At 68.4% G+C, this 20,527-nt stretch carries 20 protein-coding genes; 13 read left to right on the top strand and 7 right to left on the bottom strand.

What is annotated here, in order from left to right; all coding sequences use genetic code 11:
* Positions 1-157 precede the first annotated feature (157 nt).
* Together pcrA and NA8_RS25630 are read left to right on the top strand one after the other, a co-directional pair.
* Positions 158-2,740 carry a DNA helicase PcrA gene (gene pcrA, locus NA8_RS25625; protein ID WP_063052909.1) on the top strand — a complete coding sequence of 861 codons (2,583 nt, stop codon included), beginning with the start codon at positions 158-160 and terminating at the stop codon, positions 2,738-2,740.
* 63 nt (positions 2,741-2,803) lie between these two features.
* Positions 2,804-3,229, top strand: coding sequence for a hypothetical protein (locus NA8_RS25630; RefSeq protein WP_063052910.1), 426 nt, complete (start codon positions 2,804-2,806; stop codon positions 3,227-3,229).
* Between the two features lie 73 nt (positions 3,230-3,302).
* Here the strand turns inward: NA8_RS25630 and NA8_RS25635 are convergent, their stop codons facing one another.
* On the bottom strand, positions 3,303-3,875 hold the full coding sequence (locus NA8_RS25635) for a TetR/AcrR family transcriptional regulator (protein ID WP_063052911.1): 573 nt from the start codon (positions 3,873-3,875) through the stop codon (positions 3,303-3,305).
* A 427-nt stretch (positions 3,876-4,302) separates the two neighbouring features.
* On the opposite strand from NA8_RS25635, the gene NA8_RS25640 reads away from it, so the two are divergent.
* A complete protein-coding gene (locus tag NA8_RS25640; RefSeq protein WP_063052912.1) occupies positions 4,303-5,862 on the top strand; it encodes an MFS transporter in 1,560 nt (519 codons plus the stop codon).
* Between the two features lie 526 nt (positions 5,863-6,388).
* Here the strand turns inward: NA8_RS25640 and NA8_RS25645 are convergent.
* A complete protein-coding gene (locus NA8_RS25645) occupies positions 6,389-7,639 on the bottom strand; it encodes a M23 family metallopeptidase (RefSeq protein WP_063052913.1) in 1,251 nt (416 codons plus the stop codon).
* A gap of 537 nt (positions 7,640-8,176) precedes the next feature.
* Between NA8_RS25645 and sucC the strand changes: the two genes are divergently transcribed.
* The 6 genes from sucC (at position 8,177) to purH (ending at position 15,703) form a co-directional block, all read left to right on the top strand.
* Positions 8,177-9,343, top strand: a complete 1,167-nt coding sequence (gene sucC, locus NA8_RS25650) for an ADP-forming succinate--CoA ligase subunit beta (RefSeq protein WP_063052914.1) — start codon at positions 8,177-8,179, stop codon at positions 9,341-9,343.
* 25 nt (positions 9,344-9,368) lie between these two features.
* The gene (gene sucD, locus NA8_RS25655) at positions 9,369-10,283 is read left to right on the top strand and encodes a succinate--CoA ligase subunit alpha (RefSeq protein WP_063052915.1); all 915 of its coding nucleotides are present in this window, start codon (positions 9,369-9,371) and stop codon (positions 10,281-10,283) included.
* A gap of 462 nt (positions 10,284-10,745) precedes the next feature.
* Positions 10,746-11,813, top strand: a complete 1,068-nt coding sequence (locus NA8_RS25660; protein ID WP_063052916.1) for a DUF5336 domain-containing protein — start codon at positions 10,746-10,748, stop codon at positions 11,811-11,813.
* A 90-nt stretch (positions 11,814-11,903) separates the two neighbouring features.
* The gene (locus NA8_RS25665) at positions 11,904-13,421 is read left to right on the top strand and encodes a cell division protein PerM (RefSeq protein ID WP_063052917.1); all 1,518 of its coding nucleotides are present in this window, start codon (positions 11,904-11,906) and stop codon (positions 13,419-13,421) included.
* A gap of 57 nt (positions 13,422-13,478) precedes the next feature.
* The gene (gene purN, locus NA8_RS25670; RefSeq protein WP_063052918.1) at positions 13,479-14,135 is read left to right on the top strand and encodes a phosphoribosylglycinamide formyltransferase; all 657 of its coding nucleotides are present in this window, start codon (positions 13,479-13,481) and stop codon (positions 14,133-14,135) included.
* Complete coding sequence (gene purH, locus NA8_RS25675) at positions 14,132-15,703, top strand: bifunctional phosphoribosylaminoimidazolecarboxamide formyltransferase/IMP cyclohydrolase (RefSeq protein WP_063052919.1); 1,572 nt, start codon at positions 14,132-14,134, stop codon at positions 15,701-15,703. The genes purN and purH overlap by 4 nt, the downstream gene beginning before the upstream one ends.
* 137 nt (positions 15,704-15,840) lie before the next feature.
* On the opposite strand, the gene NA8_RS25680 is transcribed toward purH, so the two are convergent.
* Positions 15,841-16,302 (bottom strand): hypothetical protein, encoded by a 462-nt coding sequence (locus NA8_RS25680; RefSeq protein ID WP_063052920.1) that lies wholly within the window; start codon positions 16,300-16,302, stop codon positions 15,841-15,843.
* A gap of 210 nt (positions 16,303-16,512) precedes the next feature.
* On the opposite strand from NA8_RS25680, the gene NA8_RS25685 reads away from it, so the two are divergent.
* Complete coding sequence (locus NA8_RS25685; RefSeq protein ID WP_063052943.1) at positions 16,513-17,097, top strand: LysM peptidoglycan-binding domain-containing protein; 585 nt, start codon at positions 16,513-16,515, stop codon at positions 17,095-17,097.
* A gap of 87 nt (positions 17,098-17,184) precedes the next feature.
* On the opposite strand, the gene rpsR is transcribed toward NA8_RS25685, so the two are convergent.
* The 4 genes from rpsR to rpmB are packed head-to-tail and all read right to left on the bottom strand — an operon-like array spanning position 17,185 to position 18,196.
* Positions 17,185-17,439: a 30S ribosomal protein S18 gene (rpsR, locus tag NA8_RS25690; protein WP_011211513.1), complete on the bottom strand. Its 255-nt coding sequence runs from the start codon at positions 17,437-17,439 to the stop codon at positions 17,185-17,187.
* A gap of 32 nt (positions 17,440-17,471) precedes the next feature.
* Positions 17,472-17,777 carry a 30S ribosomal protein S14 gene (gene rpsN / locus NA8_RS25695; RefSeq protein ID WP_063052921.1) on the bottom strand — a complete coding sequence of 102 codons (306 nt, stop codon included), beginning with the start codon at positions 17,775-17,777 and terminating at the stop codon, positions 17,472-17,474.
* Between the two features lies 1 nt (position 17,778).
* A complete protein-coding gene (gene rpmG, locus NA8_RS25700; RefSeq protein WP_019049259.1) occupies positions 17,779-17,949 on the bottom strand; it encodes a 50S ribosomal protein L33 in 171 nt (56 codons plus the stop codon).
* Between the two features lie 10 nt (positions 17,950-17,959).
* A complete protein-coding gene (rpmB, locus tag NA8_RS25705; RefSeq protein WP_063052922.1) occupies positions 17,960-18,196 on the bottom strand; it encodes a 50S ribosomal protein L28 in 237 nt (78 codons plus the stop codon).
* A gap of 101 nt (positions 18,197-18,297) precedes the next feature.
* Here rpmB and mrf point away from each other — a divergent pair, with 101 nt between their 5' ends.
* Genes mrf through rpmF form a run of 3 tightly spaced genes read left to right on the top strand, consistent with a single transcriptional unit; the run spans position 18,298 to position 20,070 of the window.
* A complete protein-coding gene (gene mrf / locus NA8_RS25710; RefSeq protein ID WP_063052923.1) occupies positions 18,298-19,638 on the top strand; it encodes a ribosome hibernation factor-recruiting GTPase MRF in 1,341 nt (446 codons plus the stop codon).
* Positions 19,635-19,895 carry a type B 50S ribosomal protein L31 gene (locus NA8_RS25715; protein WP_063052924.1) on the top strand — a complete coding sequence of 87 codons (261 nt, stop codon included), beginning with the start codon at positions 19,635-19,637 and terminating at the stop codon, positions 19,893-19,895. Before mrf ends, NA8_RS25715 begins: the two co-directional genes overlap by 4 nt.
* Before the next feature lies 1 nt (position 19,896).
* Positions 19,897-20,070, top strand: coding sequence for a 50S ribosomal protein L32 (rpmF, locus tag NA8_RS25720; RefSeq protein ID WP_063052925.1), 174 nt, complete (start codon positions 19,897-19,899; stop codon positions 20,068-20,070).
* The last annotated feature ends 457 nt before the right edge of the window (positions 20,071-20,527 follow it).

A 20,527-nucleotide genomic window follows, 5' to 3' on the forward strand; every position in this document is an offset into this window, starting at 1 on the left:
GTATACATTTGGGAATCGCGCGAGATTCGCAGGTTGTTTCACCCGCCCTTCCCACCAGCGGGAGTTCACTCGCCGTTCAGCCATCCGGCGCCGAACCGATACCGATCTCACCCGGGGCTTCATCTGTGTCGGTGACCGCCGGTAGCGTGGATGGACGATGGACATCACGGTGGCTCCCAAGACGCAGGCCGGTCGGATCGTGCACCCGGATCCGGCATCGAAACCGCAGTTCGCCGGCGGTAACGCGGCGGAGGGGTCGCAGCCCGCCGCCGGCGCGGCGGCGCCGCCGACCGACGCGGAGCGCGAGCGGCAGCGCGCCGAGCGGGAACAGCGGCGCGCCGAGGAGGCCGAGCGCCTGCTCGACGGCCTGAACCCGCCGCAGCGCGCGGCGGTCGTGCACACCGGATCCCCGCTGCTCATCGTGGCGGGCGCGGGCTCGGGCAAGACGGCGGTGCTCACCCGCCGCATCGCCTACCTACTGGCCGCCCGCGGCGTCACGCCGGGCCAGGTACTGGCCATCACGTTCACCAACAAAGCCGCCGCGGAGATGCGGGAGCGGGTGACCGGATTGGTCGGCCCGCGGGCGAACGCCATGTGGGTCTCGACGTTCCACTCCAGTTGCGTCCGCATCCTGCGCACCCAGGCGGCGCTGCTGTCCGGGCTGAACTCCAATTTCTCGATCTACGACGCGGACGATTCGCGGCGCCTGCTCACCATGATCAGCCGCGACCTCGACATCGACACCAAGAAGTACTCCGCGCGCCTGCTGGCGACGGCGATCTCGAATCTGAAGAACGAACTCATCGATCCGGCCCGCGCCACCGCCGACGCGGAATCCGACGACACCGAGTTGCCGGGCCTGGTCGCGCGGGTCTACACCGAATACCAGCGCAGGCTGCGCTCGGCGAACGCGCTGGACTTCGACGACCTCATCGGTGAGACGGTGGCGTTGCTGCAGAATCATCCGCAGGTCGCCGAGTACTACCGCCGCCGGTTCCGGCATGTGCTGGTGGACGAGTACCAGGACACCAACCACGCGCAGTACGTCCTGGTTCGCGAGCTGGTCGGCCACCATGTGGAGGACGGCCGCGAGGACCGGGTCCCGCCGAGCGAACTGTGCGTGGTCGGCGACGCCGACCAGTCCATCTACGCCTTCCGCGGCGCGACCATCCGCAATATCGAGGAGTTCGAGCGCGACTTCCCCGACGCCGAAACCATTCTGCTGGAGCAGAATTACCGCTCCACCCAGCACATCCTCTCCGCCGCCAACGCGGTGATCTCGCGCAACGAGAACCGGCGGGAGAAGAAGCTGTGGACCGATTCCGGCGAAGGCGATCTGATCACCGGCTACGTCGCCGACAACGAGCACGACGAGGCCTCGTTCGTCGCGCGCGAGATCGACCGGCTGGTCGACCAGGGCGAGGCCAACTACGGCGACGTCGCCGTGTTCTACCGCACCAACAACAACTCCCGCGCGCTGGAAGAGATCTTCATCCGGATGGGCCTGCCCTACAAGGTGGTCGGCGGCGTCCGCTTCTACGAGCGCAAAGAGGTGCGCGACATCGTCGCCTACCTGCGTGTGCTGGAGAACCCGGAAGATGCGGTGAGCATGCGCCGCATCCTGAATACGCCGCGCCGCGGCATCGGCGACCGCGCGGAAGCCTGCGTGGCGGTCCATGCCGAGCAGCGCGGCATCGGTTTCGCCGCCGCGCTGCGCGACGCCGCCGAAGGCAAGGTGGCGCTGCTGAACACGCGCGCGCAGCGAGCCATCGCGGGCTTCCTCGAGCTGCTCGACGACATCCGGGCCGCGGGCGAACGCGAGGAGTCCGACTTCCCCGATGTCGGCAACGTCGTCGAAGCGGTGCTGGAGCGCACCGGTTATCGCGCCGAACTGGAGGCATCCGACGACCCCCAGGACGGCGCCCGGCTGGACAACCTCAACGAGCTGGTCAGCGTCGCGCGGGAGTTCAGCTCGGAGGCGCAGAACAACGCGGAGGCGGCCCGGCAGGAGGGGCTACTGCCCGAGGCAGGCGAAGGGGAGCCGGACCCGGGTTCGCTCGCCGCGTTCCTGGAGCGGGTCTCGCTGGTGGCCGACACCGACCAGATCCCGGACGAGGGCTCCGGCGTGGTCACCATGATGACGCTGCACACCGCCAAAGGCCTGGAATTCCCGGTGGTGTTCGTGACCGGTTGGGAGGACGGGCAGTTCCCGCACATGCGGGCGCTCGGCGATCCGACCGAGCTGGCCGAGGAACGCCGCCTCGCCTACGTGGGCATCACCAGGGCCCGGCAGCGCCTGTACCTGACGCGGGCGGTGGTGCGATCCGGCTGGGGGCAGCCGGTGTCGAACCCGGAATCGCGTTTCCTGCAAGAGATCCCCGGCCACCTCATCGACTGGCGCAGGCTCGAGCCCGCCGGATCGCCTGGTACGAGGGGTCTGCGGCGGCGCGGGGACGACGACGGGCTGGAACGGGATTGGACGCGCGGCGACGGGTGGTCGGAGCCACGGCCCGGCTTGCGCGATCGCGGCCCGCGCAGGCCCGCTCCCGGCGGTGCGACCCGCAACAACACGAACTTGGTTCTCGCCGTGGGCGATCGGGTCAGCGACGACAAATACGGTCTCGGCCGGGTGATCGCCGCGGAGGGCTTCGGGCCGCTGGCCACGGTGACCATCGACTTCGGCACCGCGGGAAAGATCCGCTTGATCCCGCAGTACAGCCGGACGCTGGTCAAGCTCTGAGCTACCGGGATCGGGCCTTCGGACCCTGCCGCGCGGACGCGTTCCGCCGGTAAGGTCCGCGATATGGACACGGTCGCGCAGCACATCCTGTGGTTTCTGCCCATGTTGTGGCTCGGCATGGTGCTGGCCATCTCGTTCCTGGAAGCGCCGCTGAAGTTCCGTGCGCCCGGGGTCACGCTGCCGCTGGGTCTCGGCATCGGCCGCTTGGTGTTCCGTGCGCTGAACGCCGCCGAGGCCGTGCTCGCCGTGCTGCTGGTGGTCGCCGCGCTGATCGCGGGCCCCGGCAAGCCGACCTGGTTGTGGCTGGGCGTGGCCGTGGTGTTGCTGGCCGTCCAGATCCTCGTGGTGCGTCCGCCGCTGTCTCGCCGCGCCGATCGCGTGCTGGCGGGCGAAGATCTGCCGCGCTCGCACGCGCACTACTGGTACATCGGCCTGGAGGTCGCCAAAGTCGTCGCGTTGCTCGGTCTCGCTGTCGCGGCCGCACCCTAGGCGTCCACATACGTCGATGTCGTAGCTGACCGTTCGTAACCGTCCGCGTCCGTTGTCTTGATGGGCGGCGTGGTCAGGGTGCCTCGAGATGGATTCCGAGCAGTTCGCGGAGTTGGTCGTAGGTGCGGTTGAGGGGTGCGATGCTGCGGTCTGCGATCGACATCATGACCGCGCCCTCGATCGCCGCGATTGTCGTGGTCGCCAGGCTCTGGGCTGTCCGGGCTGGTACGCCCTGCGCGATGGCTTTCTCGGCCAGGTGGTGTTCCCAGCGCCGGAATGCCTGGCTGGATAGTTCTCGGGCGGCCGGTGCTTCGCTTCCGCCGTATGCCGCGGCGGCGATCGGGCACCCGGACTGGTAGTCGCTGGTCACCAGCACCCATTTCCAATACTCGACGAAGGCCCGCAGCATTTCCTGTGACGACAGCGTCTCGGCCATCTGCTCGATCATCTGCTCGATCCAGGCGCCTGCGGTCCGGACGGACTCCTCGATCAACTCCGTCTTTCCGCCGGAAAAATGCTTGTAGATCGATTGTCGTGCGGTGCCGCTGTGCTCGAGCAGATCGGCCACCCCGGTGCCGGCCACCCCTCGGCGTCTGATCAGCTCGATCGCGCTCTCGATCAAGCGCCGTCGCGCATCCGCAGCCATGAGCCTCTTCCCCTCTGTACAGGCCATCCAGCCTAGCGACGCACCGAACGGTAGACCATCCAGTCTTCTGGATGGAGTCTCTTCTCCAGATCTCTTCGAAGAATGCGCGACCCCATCACTTGCGATAGACCAGATGTTCTATTACGCTGCCATTAACGTTACGCGAAGTAACATCAATTTGTCCGGAGGGAACCGGTCCGAACCCCACCACGGGTCGGCGTCCCACAAAAGGCGGTGCTGTCGCGGAATCGAGCTGCCCCGCCGACACCCCATGACTGCCGGTCCGCGGTGGCTAGCGCCGTGCCCGGTCGGGGTCGGCAGCCACTTTCCGCGTGGCCCGCATTGCAATGACGAGGAGTGATTTCCCATGCCCCACTCATCTGTCGCCGAGCCGGCCGCACGGGCTGCGCACACCGCGACCCCGAGCATGCGCGGGCGGTGGCCGGCCCTTGTCGTCATCTGCGTCGCGGAATTGCTCGTGGTGCTCGACAACACCGTCGTCAACGTCGCGTTGCCGTCCCTGGGGGTGCAGTTACACGCCGGTTTCAGCGGATTGCAGTGGGTGGTCGACGCGTACACGCTCGCCTTCGCGGGCTTGCTGCTGGCGTTCGGCCACCTCGGAGATCGCTACGGCCGCCGCATGGTGATGATGCTCGGACTGGCCGGCGTCGCCGTCATGTCTCTGGGTGGCGCGTTGGCGACCGACCTGGGGCAGGTGATTGCCGCCCGCGCCGCTATGGGAGTGTTCGCCGCCGCTGTATTCCCCGCGACGTTGGCGCTGATCATCAATATCTTCACCGACGTCAGGGAACGGACCGTCGCCATCGCGGCGTGGACGGCGATGGCAGGCTTCGCCATCGCGATCGGGCCCACCGCAGGGGGTTGGCTACTCGAGCACTTCTCCTGGCACTCGGTCTTCTGGGTCAATGTTCCCGTCGCGACGATCGTCCTGCTTCTCGCCCGCATACTGCTTCCGGAGTCGAAGGCGGCACACACCGGCAGGCTCGATGTGATCGGCATCGCCCTGTCGCTCCTGAGCGTCACCACCTTGGTGTGGACCATCATCGCCGCGCCGCGTCAGGGCTGGCTCTCCCCGACCAGCCTGACGTGCTTCGCCTTCGCCGTGGTCTGCTTCGCGGTGTTCGTCCGATGGGAGATGCGCACCGGCTCGCCCGTACTGAACATGAACCTGTTCCGGATCCGGCGATTCTCCCTGCCCGCGGTGGCGATCGCGGTCGGCTACTTCTCCATGTTCGGCTTCTTGTTCATGATCACCCAGTACTTCCAGGGAGTGATGGAGCTGTCGCCGCTGCAATTCGGGTTGCACTCGCTACCGTTCGCCGTGGCCATCGCCGTCGGCGCCCCATTGGCCACGCTGATCGCCCAGAAGGTCGGCACCACGGCAGTCATCGTCTTCGGTCTGGTGGTGATGAGTGTCGGGATGTTCATCGCCGGGCAGGTGAAAGTGGAGACACCGTATGTGGGTCCTGTGCTCGTCTCGATGGTGCTGATGGGTCTGGGGCTGGCGATCGTGCAGGGCCCGGCGACCGAATCGATCATGGCCTCGGTGGCCCTGGACGAAGCGGGAGCCGGTTCGGCGGTCAACGACACCACCCGCGAGGCGGGGGGAACTCTCGGCGTCGCGGTGCTCGGATCGATCGTGGCGTCGGTGTACACCACCGAGGTCGGACCGCGCATCGATGCCATCCCCGACTTCCTGATGACCCCGAACGAGAAGAGCTTCGCCCGCGAAAGCGTCATCGCTGTACTCGAAATGACCAAGCGCCCCATCAACCCGGCCTTCGCCCAGCAGAAGGCCGACCTGATCTACGCGATGAAGGCCGCGTCCATGGAGGGGTTCCAACTCGCCTCCTACGTCACGGTTTCGGCTTCGCTGATCGTCGCGGGTGCCATCGCCATCTTCCTGCCCTGGAAACCCGCAGGCGACTCCGTGTTCCTCGGCTGGAAACGCAAGCCCACCCCCTGAAGAAGAGTCGGGTCGGGTCGCATGTGGCCGAGTTGCGCTTATCCGACCGGATCCGCCGAACACGAGCAATGCGGGAATATGTCAGCGCGGCTCGCGCGAGGTATCCGGCTTCATGCGCCCGGCGTCACAGGTCCGTCAGCGCCGAATGTGAGGCCGAGGGCCGGGTCGGAGCGGAGGAGGACCGCGCCGAGGGCCAGCAGGGCTTCGGTGTCGGCGGGGCGGGTGGCCGGTGTAGATGTTTGCGCAGGAGGCGCATCAGTTCGCGGTTGCGGACCGGAGCGTCGGTGGCGGCCACCAGAACTCCGTTCGGCAGCTCGAGCCCACAATTTGTTGCGCCCGGGGATGAGCCGCCCGGTCTGTTTGGCCGCAGCCGGGTTCACGCGCCCGGAACGTTCCTTGTGCGCGAACGTAGCCCACTACGGCACTCGCCTCGAAGTACGCCTCCACGTCGGGAGCGATCCAGACCCGACCCGTCGTGCCGCGATCAGCTCACGGCGGTGGCAGGTCGGGCACGCACCACGTCGCGTCAGTCGCGCTGCGGGCCGAGGCTGATGCCGCGGGTCGCCAGCCAGGGCAGCGGGTCGACCTTGTCGACGCCGTTCAGCCAGACCTCGAAGTGGCAGTGCGGGCCGGTGGAGAAGCCGCGGTTGCCGATGGTGGCGATCTGGTCTCCGGCGAGCACGCGCTGGCCCTGCGACACCGTGGCGGTATCGATGTGGCCGTAGATGGTGACGGTGCCGTCGTCGTGCAGCAGGCGGACCCACATGCCGAAGCCCGACGCGGGACCGGCTTCGAGGACGGTGCCGTCGGCGACGGCGTAGATCGGGGTGCCGATCGGGCCTGCGATGTCGATGCCGAGATGCTGCACACCCCAGCGGGCGCCGAAGCCGGAGGTGAAGGTGCCTGCGGCGAACTTGGTGAAGAGCGGACGAAGCTTCGACGCCTCCTGGGCGGCGAGGTCCTCGGCGTACTTCTGGCCCTTCTGCAGGATGTCGTTGAACTGATCGAGGTGGGCAGGCGAGGAGACGTTCAGCACCTGGGGGGAGTCCGGCGCCGCCGTCGGATCGGCCATGTTCATCGACTGCGCGGCGATCTCGTGGATCTGCCCCGCGGCTTCGTAATCGACCGCCTGCGACGGCTGTTCGGGCGAGGAGAACGCGGCCTGCCCCGCCGCGACGACCGCGCCCGCGGCGACGGCGGCGACGGCGGCCCGACCCTTGAGAGCGGCGGGCGGCGCCGCTACCCGGTGCGCGCCACCGCGCTTGTTCGCGGAGCGGCCCGCACGGATGACGGTCGGGAGGACGGGTGCGCTCGGCTCCTCGTCGGCCTCGGGCTCGGTCGTCTCGGTCGCCCAGGATTCCTCGGGAGCCCAGCAGCCGGTGTCGGATACCCAGGATTTCTCGTCGGGCGTCCAGGACTCCTGCTCGGCCCACGCGTCGCCGGAGTTCCAGGCGCCGCCGTCAGACCAGGAGTCCTGCTGTGCCCAATTCTGTTGCGACCAGGCGCTGTTGGTGTCCCAAGCATTGTCGTAGGCCGCGTTTTGATAGGCCGACTGGTCGTAGCCCGAGTCGTGTACGGGCTCGGCCGCGAAGCCGTAATCGCCACCGGCGGGACGGAAGTCGTAGTCCGCCTGCGGCGCTGGCTCGTACCCGGCGTGGTGCTCGTCGAACGAGGGGCCTGCGTGGCGGGCCGCCGGAGCGAAGGGCTCGTCGTCGGGGCGATAACGATGTCCCGACCGCAAGCGATCATCGGAAGCGAAGGTGGAGCTGTGGTTCATCGGCGGTGCCACATCGTGAAGCGGATGGAACTCGGATGCCGCTTGACCAGCGGCGTCGATCGGTCGAATGCGGAGCGGCTCTCCGTCTGCGGAGTGCTGTGCTGCATCAAGCTTGCCGTCCTCCTAGTCGTGACCGTGTTGTGACATCGACCGCAATGACGGTAACGAAACGATGTCGTGCCCACAAGCGGTGTGCGGGGTCCGTGACAAACATGTGAGATTCATCACCCTAACCCCACGGAATATCTCACTGCTGTATGGGCACTCCGGAGAGGTCGTTCAACGACGATTTGTAGTAGATCGCGGTTCGCTCCTGGGTTCGCCCGCTCTACCTGGCGCGGTGCCAGCAACCTACTCGCGAGTAGCGTTGGCCAGCGGTTTTGCCGCCCTGGGCACCACTCCGTGACCTGCGCCACTTAGGATGAACGTGGCCGATTGGCCCTCCATGTGACTGATTAGAGTCCGACCCGACCCGCTTCCGACGTCGGGCCGCCAACAAAGACGTTGTCATCACAACGCAGACGAGACGGTGAGTACATGGATCTCTTCGAATATCAGGCGAAGGAGCTCTTCGTTAAGCACGGAGTGCCTTCGTCCGAGGGCCGCGTCACGGACACGGCCGAGGACGCCCGCGCCATCGCGGCGGAAATCGGCAAGCCGGTGATGATCAAGGCCCAGGTGAAGGCCGGTGGCCGCGGCAAGGCCGGTGGCGTGAAGTACGCCGCCACCCCGGATGACGCGCTCACGCACGCGCAGAACATCATCGGCCTGGACATCAAGGGCCACATCACCAAGAAGATCCTGGTGGCCGAGGCCAAGGACATCGCGGAGGAGTACTACATCTCCTTCCTGCTGGACCGCGCCAACCGGACCTACCTGGCCATGTGCTCGGTCGAGGGCGGCATGGAGATCGAAGAGGTCGCCGCCACCAAGCCGGAGCGGCTGGCGAAGGTTCCCGTCGACGCGGTCAAGGGCGTCGACCTGGCGTTCGCGCGTTCGATCGCCGAGCAGGGCCACCTGCCCGCCGACGTGCTGGACGCCGCGGCCGTGACCATCCAGAAGCTGTGGGAGGTGTTCGTCGCCGAGGACGCCACCCTGGTGGAGGTCAACCCGCTGGTGCGCACCCCGCAGGACGAGATCCTCGCGCTGGACGGCAAGGTCACCCTCGACGAGAACGCCGGATTCCGCCACCCGGAGCACGAGGCGTTCGCCGACCGCGACGCGACCGATCCGCTCGAGCTCAAGGCCAAGGAGAACGACCTCAACTACGTCAAGCTCGACGGTGAGGTCGGCATCATCGGCAACGGCGCGGGTCTGGTCATGTCGACCCTGGACGTCGTCGCCTACGCGGGCGAGGGCCACGGCGGCGTGAAGCCGGCCAACTTCCTCGACATCGGCGGTGGCGCCTCGGCCGAGGTGATGGCCGCCGGTCTCGACGTCATCCTGAACGACGACCAGGTCAAGAGCGTGTTCGTCAACGTGTTCGGCGGCATCACCGCGTGTGACGCGGTCGCCAACGGCATCGTGAAGGCGCTGGAGATCCTGGGCGACCACGCGAACAAGCCGCTGGTGGTCCGCCTCGACGGCAACCGGGTGGACGAGGGTCGCCAGATCCTCGTCGATGCCGCGCACCCGCTGGTGACGCTGGCGCAGACAATGGACGAAGGCGCCGACAAGGCCGCCGAACTGGCAGCCGCCCGATAACGACGGCCGAGTAAGGACGAAAAGAATGTCTATCTTCCTGAACAAGGATTCCAAGGTCATCGTCCAGGGCATCACCGGCGGCGAGGGCACCAAGCACACCGCGCTGATGCTGAAGGCGGGCACCCAGATCGTCGGCGGTGTGAACGCGCGCAAGGCGGGCACCACCGTCGCGCACACCGACGCCGAGGGCAACGCGGTCGAGCTGCCGGTGTTCGGCACCGTCGCCGAGGCCATCAAGGAGACCGGCGCCGACGTGTCCATCGCGTTCGTGCCGCCGAAGTTCGCCAAGGACGCCATCATCGAGGCCATCGACGCGGAGATCCCGCTGCTGGTGGTCATCACCGAGGGCATCCCGGTGCAGGACACCGCCTACGCCTGGGCCTACAACGTGGAGAAGGGCGCCAAGACCCGGATCATCGGCCCGAACTGCCCCGGCATCATCACCCCCGGCGAGTCGCTGGTCGGCATCACCCCGGCCAACATCACCGGCAAGGGCCCGATCGGCCTGGTCTCCAAGTCCGGCACCCTGACCTACCAGATGATGTACGAACTGCGTGACTTCGGCTTCTCGACCTCCATCGGCATCGGCGGCGACCCGGTCATCGGCACCACCCACATCGACGCCATCGAGGCGTTCGAGAAGGACCCGGAGACCAAGCTGATCGTGATGATCGGCGAGATCGGCGGCGACGCCGAGGAGCGGGCCGCGGCCTACATCAAGGCCAACGTCACCAAGCCGGTCGTCGGCTACGTGGCGGGCTTCACCGCCCCCGAGGGCAAGACGATGGGCCACGCGGGCGCCATCGTGTCCGGCTCGTCGGGCACCGCCCAGGCGAAGAAGGACGCGCTGGAGGCCGCGGGCGTGAAGGTCGGCAAGACGCCGTCCGAGACCGCCGCGCTGGCTCGCGAGATCCTGGAGAAGGCCAGCATCACCGCCTGATCTTCCCCCCCCCGCCCACGAAGGCCGCCTCCGAATTCGGGGGGGCGGCCTTCGTCATGTGTGGCGGCGGGCTCTGGCTTGGGCAGTAGCCGAGCATCCGGACCCGCCACGCGCGGAACTGTTCGATGTGCCGGGGGTTCCGTCGTCCCCTTCATCTGTTCACACACCTTCTCTGTTCACACGAGGCAGCCGGATGGATGGTTCATCGACCCGTCACCGGAAATTCCCCGCTATTGAGAACCCCCGTGGTGTGAAAAGCGCCATCGCGGGCAACAGTTTCAAGGAGCGGTAGGTGGTCTCGCTAGGCGCTTCGCGCCGGACATGTGTCGCGACCTGCCGGAATACGGGCGGACTCGCCCATTCCGGCCGTCGCGGCAGGGTGACCGGGGCGAGACAGTGCAGTAGCGTCAGAAGTAATCCAGCCGTGAAGACCATGTACGACTCGATTGAGGAGACGACGACATGTCCTACCCGACCGGGGGCTCCGGGTACAACACACCCCAGCCCTCAGCGCCATCCAGTCAGAGCCCGGCGACGGGTGGTGCCACTTCAGGTTCGAGCGCTACCGGTTCCGATGCCAAAGGTCTGCCGTTCTTCCTGGTGGTCGGCGTAGCCGCGCTCGGCGTGATCAACTTCCTGCTCGGCTTCCTGCCGTTCCTCGGCAGCAAGCCGATCGATGTCGGCGGCCGCAGGGTCAGCGCACCGGAAACGGCCAACTTCTTCGAGGTGGCGTCCGGCACGCCGCTGCTGGGCCTGCTGCTGCTCGGCGGTCTGCTCGCCGGGCTGTCGCTGCTGCCGAAGCAGAACTGGATCGGCGCGGCCGCGGCGGCTTCGACCGCGGGCTTCATCGCGCTGCTGTTCCAGTCGTTCAACTTCGGTGAGGGCAGCGAACTGAAGGCAGGCGCCTACGTCCTGCTCGTGCTGGCCTTCGCGCAGGCGGCGGTGTCGATCGCCGCAGCGCTGTTCGACGCGGGCATCCTCAAGGCCCCCGCGCCGCGCCCGGCCACCGCGCCGAGCGGATTCGGCCAGGGCGGCTACGGCCAGCAGCAGCCGTCGTACGGTCAGGGACAGCAGTCCTACGGCCAGGGCCAGCCCGGTTACGGAGCGAGCCCGTACGGTCAGGCGGGCTACGGCGCTCAGTCCGCGCCGCCGCAGTTCCCGTCCCAGGCGGGGCAGCCCTCGCCGTACGGACAGAGTCAGCCGGGTTACGGTCAGGCCCAGCAGGGTCAGTCGTACGGCCAGCCGCAGTCGCCCTACGGGCAGAGCCAGCAGACCACGGCCTACGGTGCGTCCCAGCAGCCGGGTTCGCCGTACGGTGCGCAGCCGCGCCCGGACGAGAGCGTCACCCAGCACTTCGGCGGCCAGCAGCAGTCCGGTCAGCAGGCGCCCTACGGTACGCCCGGCTACGGCCAGCAGCAGGCGCAGCCGAGCCAGCAGAACAAGCCGTTCGGCGGCGAGCAGAGCGGCGATCCTTCTTCGGATGCCACCCAGGCGTTCCGTCCCTCGTCGGACGACAACAACAACAAGTAGGAACTCAGCGGCGTCCCCCCGGCGCGGCGGTGGCGTGCCTGCGGCGCGCCTGACCCGCTCGCGCCGGGGAGGATGCCACGCTGAAATGCCATGAGCTCCTCCAGAAACTCCTCGACCCGCCGGATCGGCGGGTCGCGTGCGTCGCAGCCGCCCCCGGACGCGGACGAAGACGGGTTTCTGTCGCTCACCCCCGAGCGGTCCAGGGTGCTCATCGCGGTCGCGGGCCGCCCCTCGGCCTTCGGGCTGACCACCCTCGTCGTCCTCGTCTTCGTCACGCTGCTGGCCTCCGGCAGCGATCTGGACGGCACCTCCGGCGCGATCGCCGCCTCCTGGCTGGGCGTGCACCAGGTTCCGCTGGTGATCGGCAAGACCTCGCTCGGACTGCTTCCGCTGTTGCCGACCGCGCTGCTGGTCTGGCTGGCCGCGCGGGAATGCGCACGCGCCGTGGAACCGCAGTCCACCAGGGCGGATCTCGGATGGATCGTGGGCGCCGCGATGGGCGGTCCTTTGCTGGTCACCTCCGTCTGTCTCGCGGTCACCGAAGACGCTTCCGGTGTCATCGCACTGCAACCGCCGAATACCCTCGCCGCCTTCGCCTGGGTCGCGGCGCTGTATCTGCTCGCCGCCGCCATCGGTATCGCCGTCCGTCTCCGGCAACAGCTGTTCGCGCTGCTGCGTCTGCCCGATTGGGTGGTGTCCGGCCTCGACGGCGCGGGGCGTTCGATCCTGCGCCTGCTGGGCTGTGCGACGGCGGTCGTGGTGATCTCGTTCCTCGCGCACATTTCGCGGCTGGGCGAGATGTACCAGTCGGCGGGCAACATCGGAGGCGTCCTCGGCCTGACGCTGCTCTCGCTGGCGTACGTGCCGAACCTGGCGATCCAGACCGTCGGCGTGCTGGTCGGTTCCAGCGCGCAGATCGGCGCCGCGTCCTTCGGGGTCTTCTCCGTCGTCGGCGGTCCCATCCCGGCCTTCCCACTGCTGGCCGCCGTGCCGACCGGTCCGGCGGCGGGATGGTGGCCGGTGTTGCTGGTGGTTCCCGCCGCGGTCGGTGCGCTCGGCGGGCTGGACCTCGCGCGCACCTCCACCGACCGGATCACCGCGCCGTGGGCCACGCTCACCTCCGCCGGGCTCGCCGCGCTCGCGCTCACGCTGGCCGGCGCGGTGGCGGGCGGCGAACTCGGCGCGGTCGGCCGGGTAGGGCTGGACCTGCCGCTGTTCCCCTTGATCACGTTCGCCTGGCTGGCCGTTCCCGGCTACGCGGGCCTGGCGTTCGCGCGGTGGTTCCTCGTGCCGGTCGGCGTTCCACCGGGCGACTACACCGATCCGCACGACGACTACCTCGACGAGGACGCCGACTACCTCGACGAGGACGACGCCGACTACGACGCCTATTACGAAGCGGACGACGGCGACTACTACGAGGACGACGACTACTACGACGACTACGCCCGGCCGGAGCTGGAAGCCCCGCTGGACGCAGAACTCGTCGACGATCCGCCCGCGATCGAGTCCGGCGGCCGATACCACCCCCACGCCACATCGGACATCGTCGACGCCGAAGTGGTCGAGGCGGACCTGCCGGACAGTGACCGGGTGGACGGTCGTTAGGCTCTAACCCGGCGGTGCCGCATCCATCCGCCATCCGATCGATCAGGGAGTAGAGCGCTGACGTCCCCGCATGCCTCGTGGAAGCCGGCAGCGACGCCGGCCACCGTCGTCGTGCTGGCCTCGGGCACCGGCTCACTGCTGCGCGCCCTGCTGGACGCCACAGCCGCGCCCGGCTACCCGGCGAAGGTCGTCGCGGTCGGCGTCGACCGGCTGTGCGCCGCCACCACCCACGCCGACGCCGTGGGCATACCGCACTTCCGGGTGGCGCTGAAGGACTTTCCGGACCGTGCCGCGTGGGATGTGGAGCTCACCGAGACCGTCGCCGCGCACACACCGGATCTGGTGGTGTCGGCGGGTTTCATGAAGCTGCTCGGTCCCGCCTTCCTGGACCGGTTCGGCGGCCGGATCATCAACACCCATCCCGCCCTGCTGCCCGCCTTCCCCGGCGCGCACGGTGTGCGTGACGCGCTCGCCTACGGCGCGCGGGTCACCGGCTGCACGGTGCATCTGGTCGACGAGGGCGTGGACACCGGGCCGATCCTCGCGCAGGAGGCGGTGCCGGTGCTGCCGGGTGACGACGAGGCCGCCCTGCACGAGCGCATCAAGGTTGTCGAGCGACGGTTGCTGGCGGAAGTCGTCGCCGCCGTCGCGACGCGAGGCATTGTCTCCGACGGACGAAAGGCAGTTATCCCAGATGAGCGAGTTCTCCGGTGAGTGAACGCAAGCCGATCAGCAGGGCGCTGGTGAGCGTCTACGACAAGACGGGTCTCGTGGAGCTCGCGACCGGTCTGCACGCCGCGGGCATCGAGCTGGTCTCGACCGGTTCCACCGCGGGCAAGATCGCGGACGCGGGCATCCCGGTGACCAAGGTCGAGGATCTCACCGGGTTCCCGGAGACCCTGGACGGCCGGGTCAAGACCCTGCACCCGAGGGTGCACGCGGGCATCCTGGCGGACTCGCGCAAGCAGGAGCACGTCGACCAGCTCGTCGAACTCGGCGTCGAGGCATTCCAGCTGGTGGTGGTCAACCTCTACCCGTTCACCCAGACCGTGGCGAGCGGGGCGACTCACGACGAGTGCGTGGAGCAGATCGATATCGGCGGGCCGTCCATGGTGCGCGCCGCGGCCAAGAACCATCCCTCGGTGGCGGTGGTCGTCGACAGCGGCGACTACGACGACGTGCTGGCCGCGGTGAAGTCCGGCGGTTTCACGCTGGCCGAGCGCACGGCCTTGGCGGCCAAAGCGTTCCAGCACACCGCGAGTTATGACGTGGCGGTCGCGAGCTGGATGACCAACGTGCTGGCCACGGGCGACGGGGCCGAAGACACGGCGATCCGGTTCCCCGAATGGCTCGGCGGCACCTGGGCGCGGTCGGCGGTGCTGCGCTACGGCGAGAACCCGCATCAGTCCGCCGCCCTGTACACCAACGGCGACGGCAGCCTCGGACTGGCGCAGGCGCGGCAGCTGCACGGCAAGGAGATGTCGTACAACAACTACGTCGACGCCGACGCGGCCTGGCGCGCCGCCCATGATCACGAGGCCCCGGCCGTCGCGATCATCAAGCATGCCAACCCGTGCGGCATCGCCCTCGGCGCCGACATCGCCGAGGCGCATCGCAAGGCGCACGCCTGCGACCCGGTCAGCGCGTTCGGCGGCGTGATCGCCACCAACCGTGAGGTCACCGTGGAGATGGCCGAACAGGTCGCCGAGATCTTCACCGAGGTCATCGTCGCGCCGTCCTACGCCGACGGCGCGGTGGAAGTGTTGCAGCGCAAGAAGAACGTGCGCATCCTCGTCGCCGAGCCGCCGCGGCGCGCAGGCGCCGAGCTGCGCCCGATCAGCGGCGGCGTGCTGCTGCAACAGCGCGACGTGCTGGACGCGCCGGGCGACGACCCGGCCAACTGGACCCTGGCCGCCGGCGAGCCCGCCGACGCCGAGACGCTCGCCGATCTGGCGTTCGCCTGGCGCGCTTGCCGGGCCGTGAAGTCCAACGCGATCCTGCTGGCGCACGAGGGCGCTTCGGTCGGTGTCGGGATGGGCCAGGTCAACCGCGTGGACGCGGTCGGCCTCGCGGTCCAGCGGGCCGGGGACCGCGCCAAGGGCTCGGTGGCGGCCTCCGACGCCTACTTCCCGTTCCCCGACGGTCCGCAGACCCTCGTCCAGGCCGGTGTCCGCGCCATCGTGCAGCCCGGCGGTTCGGTGCGCGACCAGGAGACCATCGACCTCGCTCGCGAGGCAGGCGTCACCCTCTATCTCACCGGGGCCCGCCACTTCGCCCACTGAGACAGCAGTTTCGCGACGCCGCGCCGGATCATGATCCGGCGCGGCGTTCTCGTTGGACGCGGAGGGTCTTCGCAAGCCGGCAGCTACCTGGGCTCCGGTGCGCACGGCGCAGGCGAGTCCGCGCTGTTCGGAGTCCCCTAGACCGCGCTGAGCACCGTACGGTCGCCCAGTGGCTCTTTCAGCGGCACCTCCAGGGTGCCGAAGACCGCGATCATGGTGCACATCCGGCCGACCGCCTCGGCGCGGCTGCCCGAGCGCAGTTCGACCGTGACCGTCGAACCGGACTCGGTGACCGTGGCGTCCACGCCGTAGCACTCCGGCGACCCGGTTTCGAAGTTCACCGCTATCTTGTTGTCCGCCAGCCGAGTCCACGATTGGAAGGGGATCGGGTGCGCACCGACGATAGCCGGATCGGCGGTGAACTCGTTGCCCTGGTTCCCGCGTGGATCCTCGATCGGCGTCCGCGGCGCGGCGCTGGACGTAGCGCTCGTGCTCGGCGGTGCCCCCTCGTCGTCGGAACCGCCGCAGCCCCCGACGGCGAGGCAGGCGAGTACTACGGCGACAGCTGTGGCGGCGCGTCCGGTCTGGATCCGATCCATACCGCCACCCTAGTCCCGGCGTTGCGCCGCGTAGCGCACCGCGGGTGCGTTCGCACTGGGACGAACCCCACAGTGAACGTTCCGCGAACCCTGCGCGTAACAGCTCCGAAAACCGTTCGGGGGCAGTAAGTTCTGCGGGGGTGCGCGCCGGGACGTGGTGGCGCGCGTCCATGTCGGATGCTCTACCAGCTTTTCTGGAAAGGAAGTATCGTGGTCGACACGCTGCGCGTAGGCGAAGAACTCGGGCGGGGACAATCCCTCCAGGGCGGGGCTTACACCCTCACTTTGCAGGACGACGGCAATCTAGTGCTGTCCGAGCCGGGCGGAAATGTGGTGTGGGCCACCCAAACTCATGATCAGGGCGTCGAGCGGGCCGTGCTGCAGGAGGACGGTAACTTCGTGCTCTACAAGAGCGACGGCGCCGCGTGGGCGACCGAGACCAACGGCCAGGCGGCCGATCGGCTCGTCGTGCAGGCCGATCGCAACGTCGTGCTGTACGGCGCCGACGGCGGCGCGCTGTGGGCTTCCGGCACCCACACCGACACTCCGCTGCCCGCCCCGGAACCGGAATCGGCGCCGGAGCAGGAACAGGTCGCGGCTCCGCCCGCCGAGGAGGTGCCGCCCCCGCCCCCGGCTCCCGAGCCGCGCACCTACACCGTCGAGCCGGGCGACACCCTGTGGGCGATCGCCGAGCGTTTCTACGGCGACGGAAACCGCTACCAGGAGATCGCGGACGCGAGCGGCATCCCGAACCCGGACGCGATCAACCCCGGCCAGGTGCTGACCATCCCGTGATCCGGCCGGTCCGGTAACCGCGATGACAAAGACCCCCGGTGCGCACGCATCGGGGGTCTTCGCTTCGCTCGTGTCGCGCGGGTCCGCCTACCGGCTGGTGAACGGCAGCAGGGCCATCTCACGGGCGTTCTTCACCGCGACAGCGACCTGACGCTGCTGCTGCGGAGTGAGCCCGGTGACCCGGCGGCTGCGGATCTTGCCGCGATCGGAGATGAACGTACGCAGCAGGTTCACGTCTTTGTAGTCGACCGTCTCGATGCCGGCGGCGATGAGCGGGTTCTTCTTCGGACGGCGGGCCTGCTCGGCGCGGACCTTCTTCGACGGTGCTCGCTTGACTGCCATATGACGAGTTCCTTCTCGAGATCAGTGGTTGTCTACCAGCTCGATTTGTGCACACCGGGCAATTCGCCCCGGTGGGCCATCTCGCGCACACGCACACGGGAGAGTCCGAACTTCCGGAGATGACCGCGCGGTCGACCGTCGGCGGCGTCCCGATTGCGCAATCGTACCGGACTGGCATCTCGCGGCTGCCTCCGCAGTTCTGCCTGGGCCGCCGTGCGTTCGGACTCCGGCGTATCCGGCTTCCGGATGAGATGCTTCAGCTCGGCGCGGCGTGCCGCGTAGCGCGCCACGATCGTCCTGCGCTGCTGATCGCGCGCGATTTTCGACTTCTTGGCCATCTCAGCGCTCCTCGCGGAAGTCGACGTGCTTGCGCACCACCGGGTCGTACTTGCGCAGTACGAGGCGGTCCGGGTCGTTGCGGCGATTCTTGCGGGTCACGTAGGTGTACCCGGTGCCCGCCGTGGACTTCAGCTTGACGATCGGGCGGATGTCGGTCGATTTCGACGCCATGGGTCGCTCCTCAGATCTTGTCGCCGCGGGCCCGGAGCCGGGCCACCACGGCCTCGATCCCGTCCCGGTCGATGGTCTTGATGCCCTTGGCGGAGACGGTCAGCGTGATGCGCCGGCCTTCGCTGGGCAGGTAGTAGGTCTTGCGCTGGACGTTCGGGTTCCAGCGGCGGCTGGTCCGCTTGTGCGAGTGCGACACGGACTTACCGAACCCGGGCTTGCGCCCGGTGACTTGGCAGTGGGCCGACATCCGGACTCCCTCCAGTAGATGACAATCATTTTCGACAACGGCTTTCCAGCAATGTACCGTTGCCCTACAGCAAATGAAAATCGTTACTGAAAGGAGTTCCGGTGGCGGCGGCAGATTCCCCACCCGAGTCCGACCGCAGAACGCCCGTGGTGGTGCTCGCCGGTTTCGCGGGACTCGCCGCGACGGGCGTGGATCGCGCCGCGGCGGTGTTGGGCATGGCTCCGGGCACCATCGTGGTCCGCCACGACCTGACGCAGCTGCGGGAAGGCATCGTGCATCGCACGGTGCGCACCGCGACTCGGGAGACCTCGGCGGTGCTCGAACTCGCGCACGGCTGCGTCTCGTGCACGCTGCGGATGGATCTGCTTCCGCTGTTGCGCACTCTCTCCCAGCGTGAATCGGTGGATCGCATCGTGCTGGCGCTGGACCCGGCATTCGAGGCCGAAGCGGTGTGCCAGGCCATCGAGCATGTCGTGGTCGCCGGCGTGCACGGCCGCGTCGACGGCCCGGCCGGGCGCGACGTGCGGGTGGACGCGGTTCTCACCTGCTTGGACGCCGGAACCTGGCTCGCCGACGCGACCGGGGACGAGACGCTCGCCGAACGCGGCCTCGCCGCCGCCGACGACGACCGCACGGTGGCGCAGGTGGCGGTCGGGCAGGTCGATTTCGCCGATGCCGTCATCGCCTTGGGCGCCGTCACGAACGAAGCGCTGCTCGCGGACACGGCGGCCGACCGCGGCAAGCTCGCGGCCGTCCTGGCCCGGTTGGTCCCCGGCGCGCCGCTCGCCTGGGTGGACGAGCCGAACTCCATCACGCCCGCCGTGGTCGAAACGCTGCTCACGCGCGTCCCCGCCGATTCGCGCCGCGGCAGGATCTTCGACGCGCACGCGCCGCTGCTGCGCGGCCGACCGCCCTTGACCGGTGACCACGGCGTCGAACTCGTGGAGTTCGCCGCGGCGCGGCCGTTTCATCCCGCCCGCTTGCACCAGGCGCTCGACGTGTTGCTCGAGGGCGTGGTGACCGCGCGCGGGCGCGTCTGGCTGGCCACCCAGGCCGACGAGGTGGTGTGGCTCGAATCCGCCGGCGGCGGCCTGCGCGTGGGCGGTGCCGGGCGCTGGCTGGCCGCTATGCCGGAAGAGGAACTGGCCGAGGTCGACCCGGAGCGCCGCGCGATGGCCGCCCTGCGCTGGGACGAGCGGTTCGGGGACCGGGACGTCTCACTGTCGATCCTCGTGCACGACGCCGATCCGGCGGAGATCCGCGAAGCGCTGCACTGGGCGCTGGTGGAGGACGAGGAACTGCGGCTGGTCGAGCGTGCGCCGGAGCGAGTCGCCCAGTGGGAGGACCCATTCGGGGAATGGCACGCCGATCCGTGCGCGAGCGGCGACCAGTCGGGACAACCCGTAGAGGACGCGAAAAGCCCGAGAGGAGAGGCGAAATGAAGAATGGGATCCACCCGGACTACCACTTGGTGGTCTTCGAGGACGTGAACACCGGCAAGCGATTTCTCACCCGGTCCACGGCCACCGGCACGCGCACCGTGGAATGGGCCGATGGCAACACCTATCCGCTGCTGACGGTGGACGTCACCGCCGACTCGCACCCGTTCTGGACCGGTGCGCACCGCGTGCTGGACACCCAGGGCCGGGTGGAGAAGTTCGAACGCAAATACGGCAAGCGCGCACGGAAGGAATCCTGAGATGGCGGTACCGAAGCGGAAGATGTCGCGGTCGAACACGCGCAGCCGCCGGTCGAATTGGAAGGCCGCACCCGTGGACCTGGTACCGGTGACCGTCGCGGGCGTCGTGCACAAAGTGCCGCGCCGGTTGGTGACGGCCGTACGGCGCGGGCTGATCGACCTCGAGAAGCTCTGAGCGGTACGCGCCCGAAAGCGTCGTGGGGCCCTTCGCCGCGCGAGTACCCGGTGCCGAGGGTGATTGCTCGGCCGATGCCGTCGTGGCTCCGGATGAGCTGGATGCTGGTCGATTGTCCGGAAAGGGCCACGTCGACGCACCCTGAGGAGAATTCTGCGACCGCCGGCCCACGTATTGGCTAACTTGTAGCAAACTATGTGGCCCGCATCACGTCGCACTATTGCGCGTGAAGCGATTGCGATCGGATAGCCAGGCAGTGAATCCCGGACCAATGGTTGGTTTTCGGCGGTGGAAAAGTTCGCCGAAAATGGTGCGCTCGCAGCCTGATACCGGTACCCTCGTCGTCGAGGGCGGGTTCTCTTGGTTTCCAAGAGAACCCGTCCATCGCCAATTTCGGCGCTGTTCGCCGGATTCCGCTCTCCCGGGTCACGCCCTTCCGCCGGGCTGCGCGGTTGCG

It is taken from the genome of Nocardia arthritidis NBRC 100137 (genome assembly GCF_001612765.1).
Classification (GTDB): domain Bacteria; phylum Actinomycetota; class Actinomycetes; order Mycobacteriales; family Mycobacteriaceae; genus Nocardia; species Nocardia arthritidis.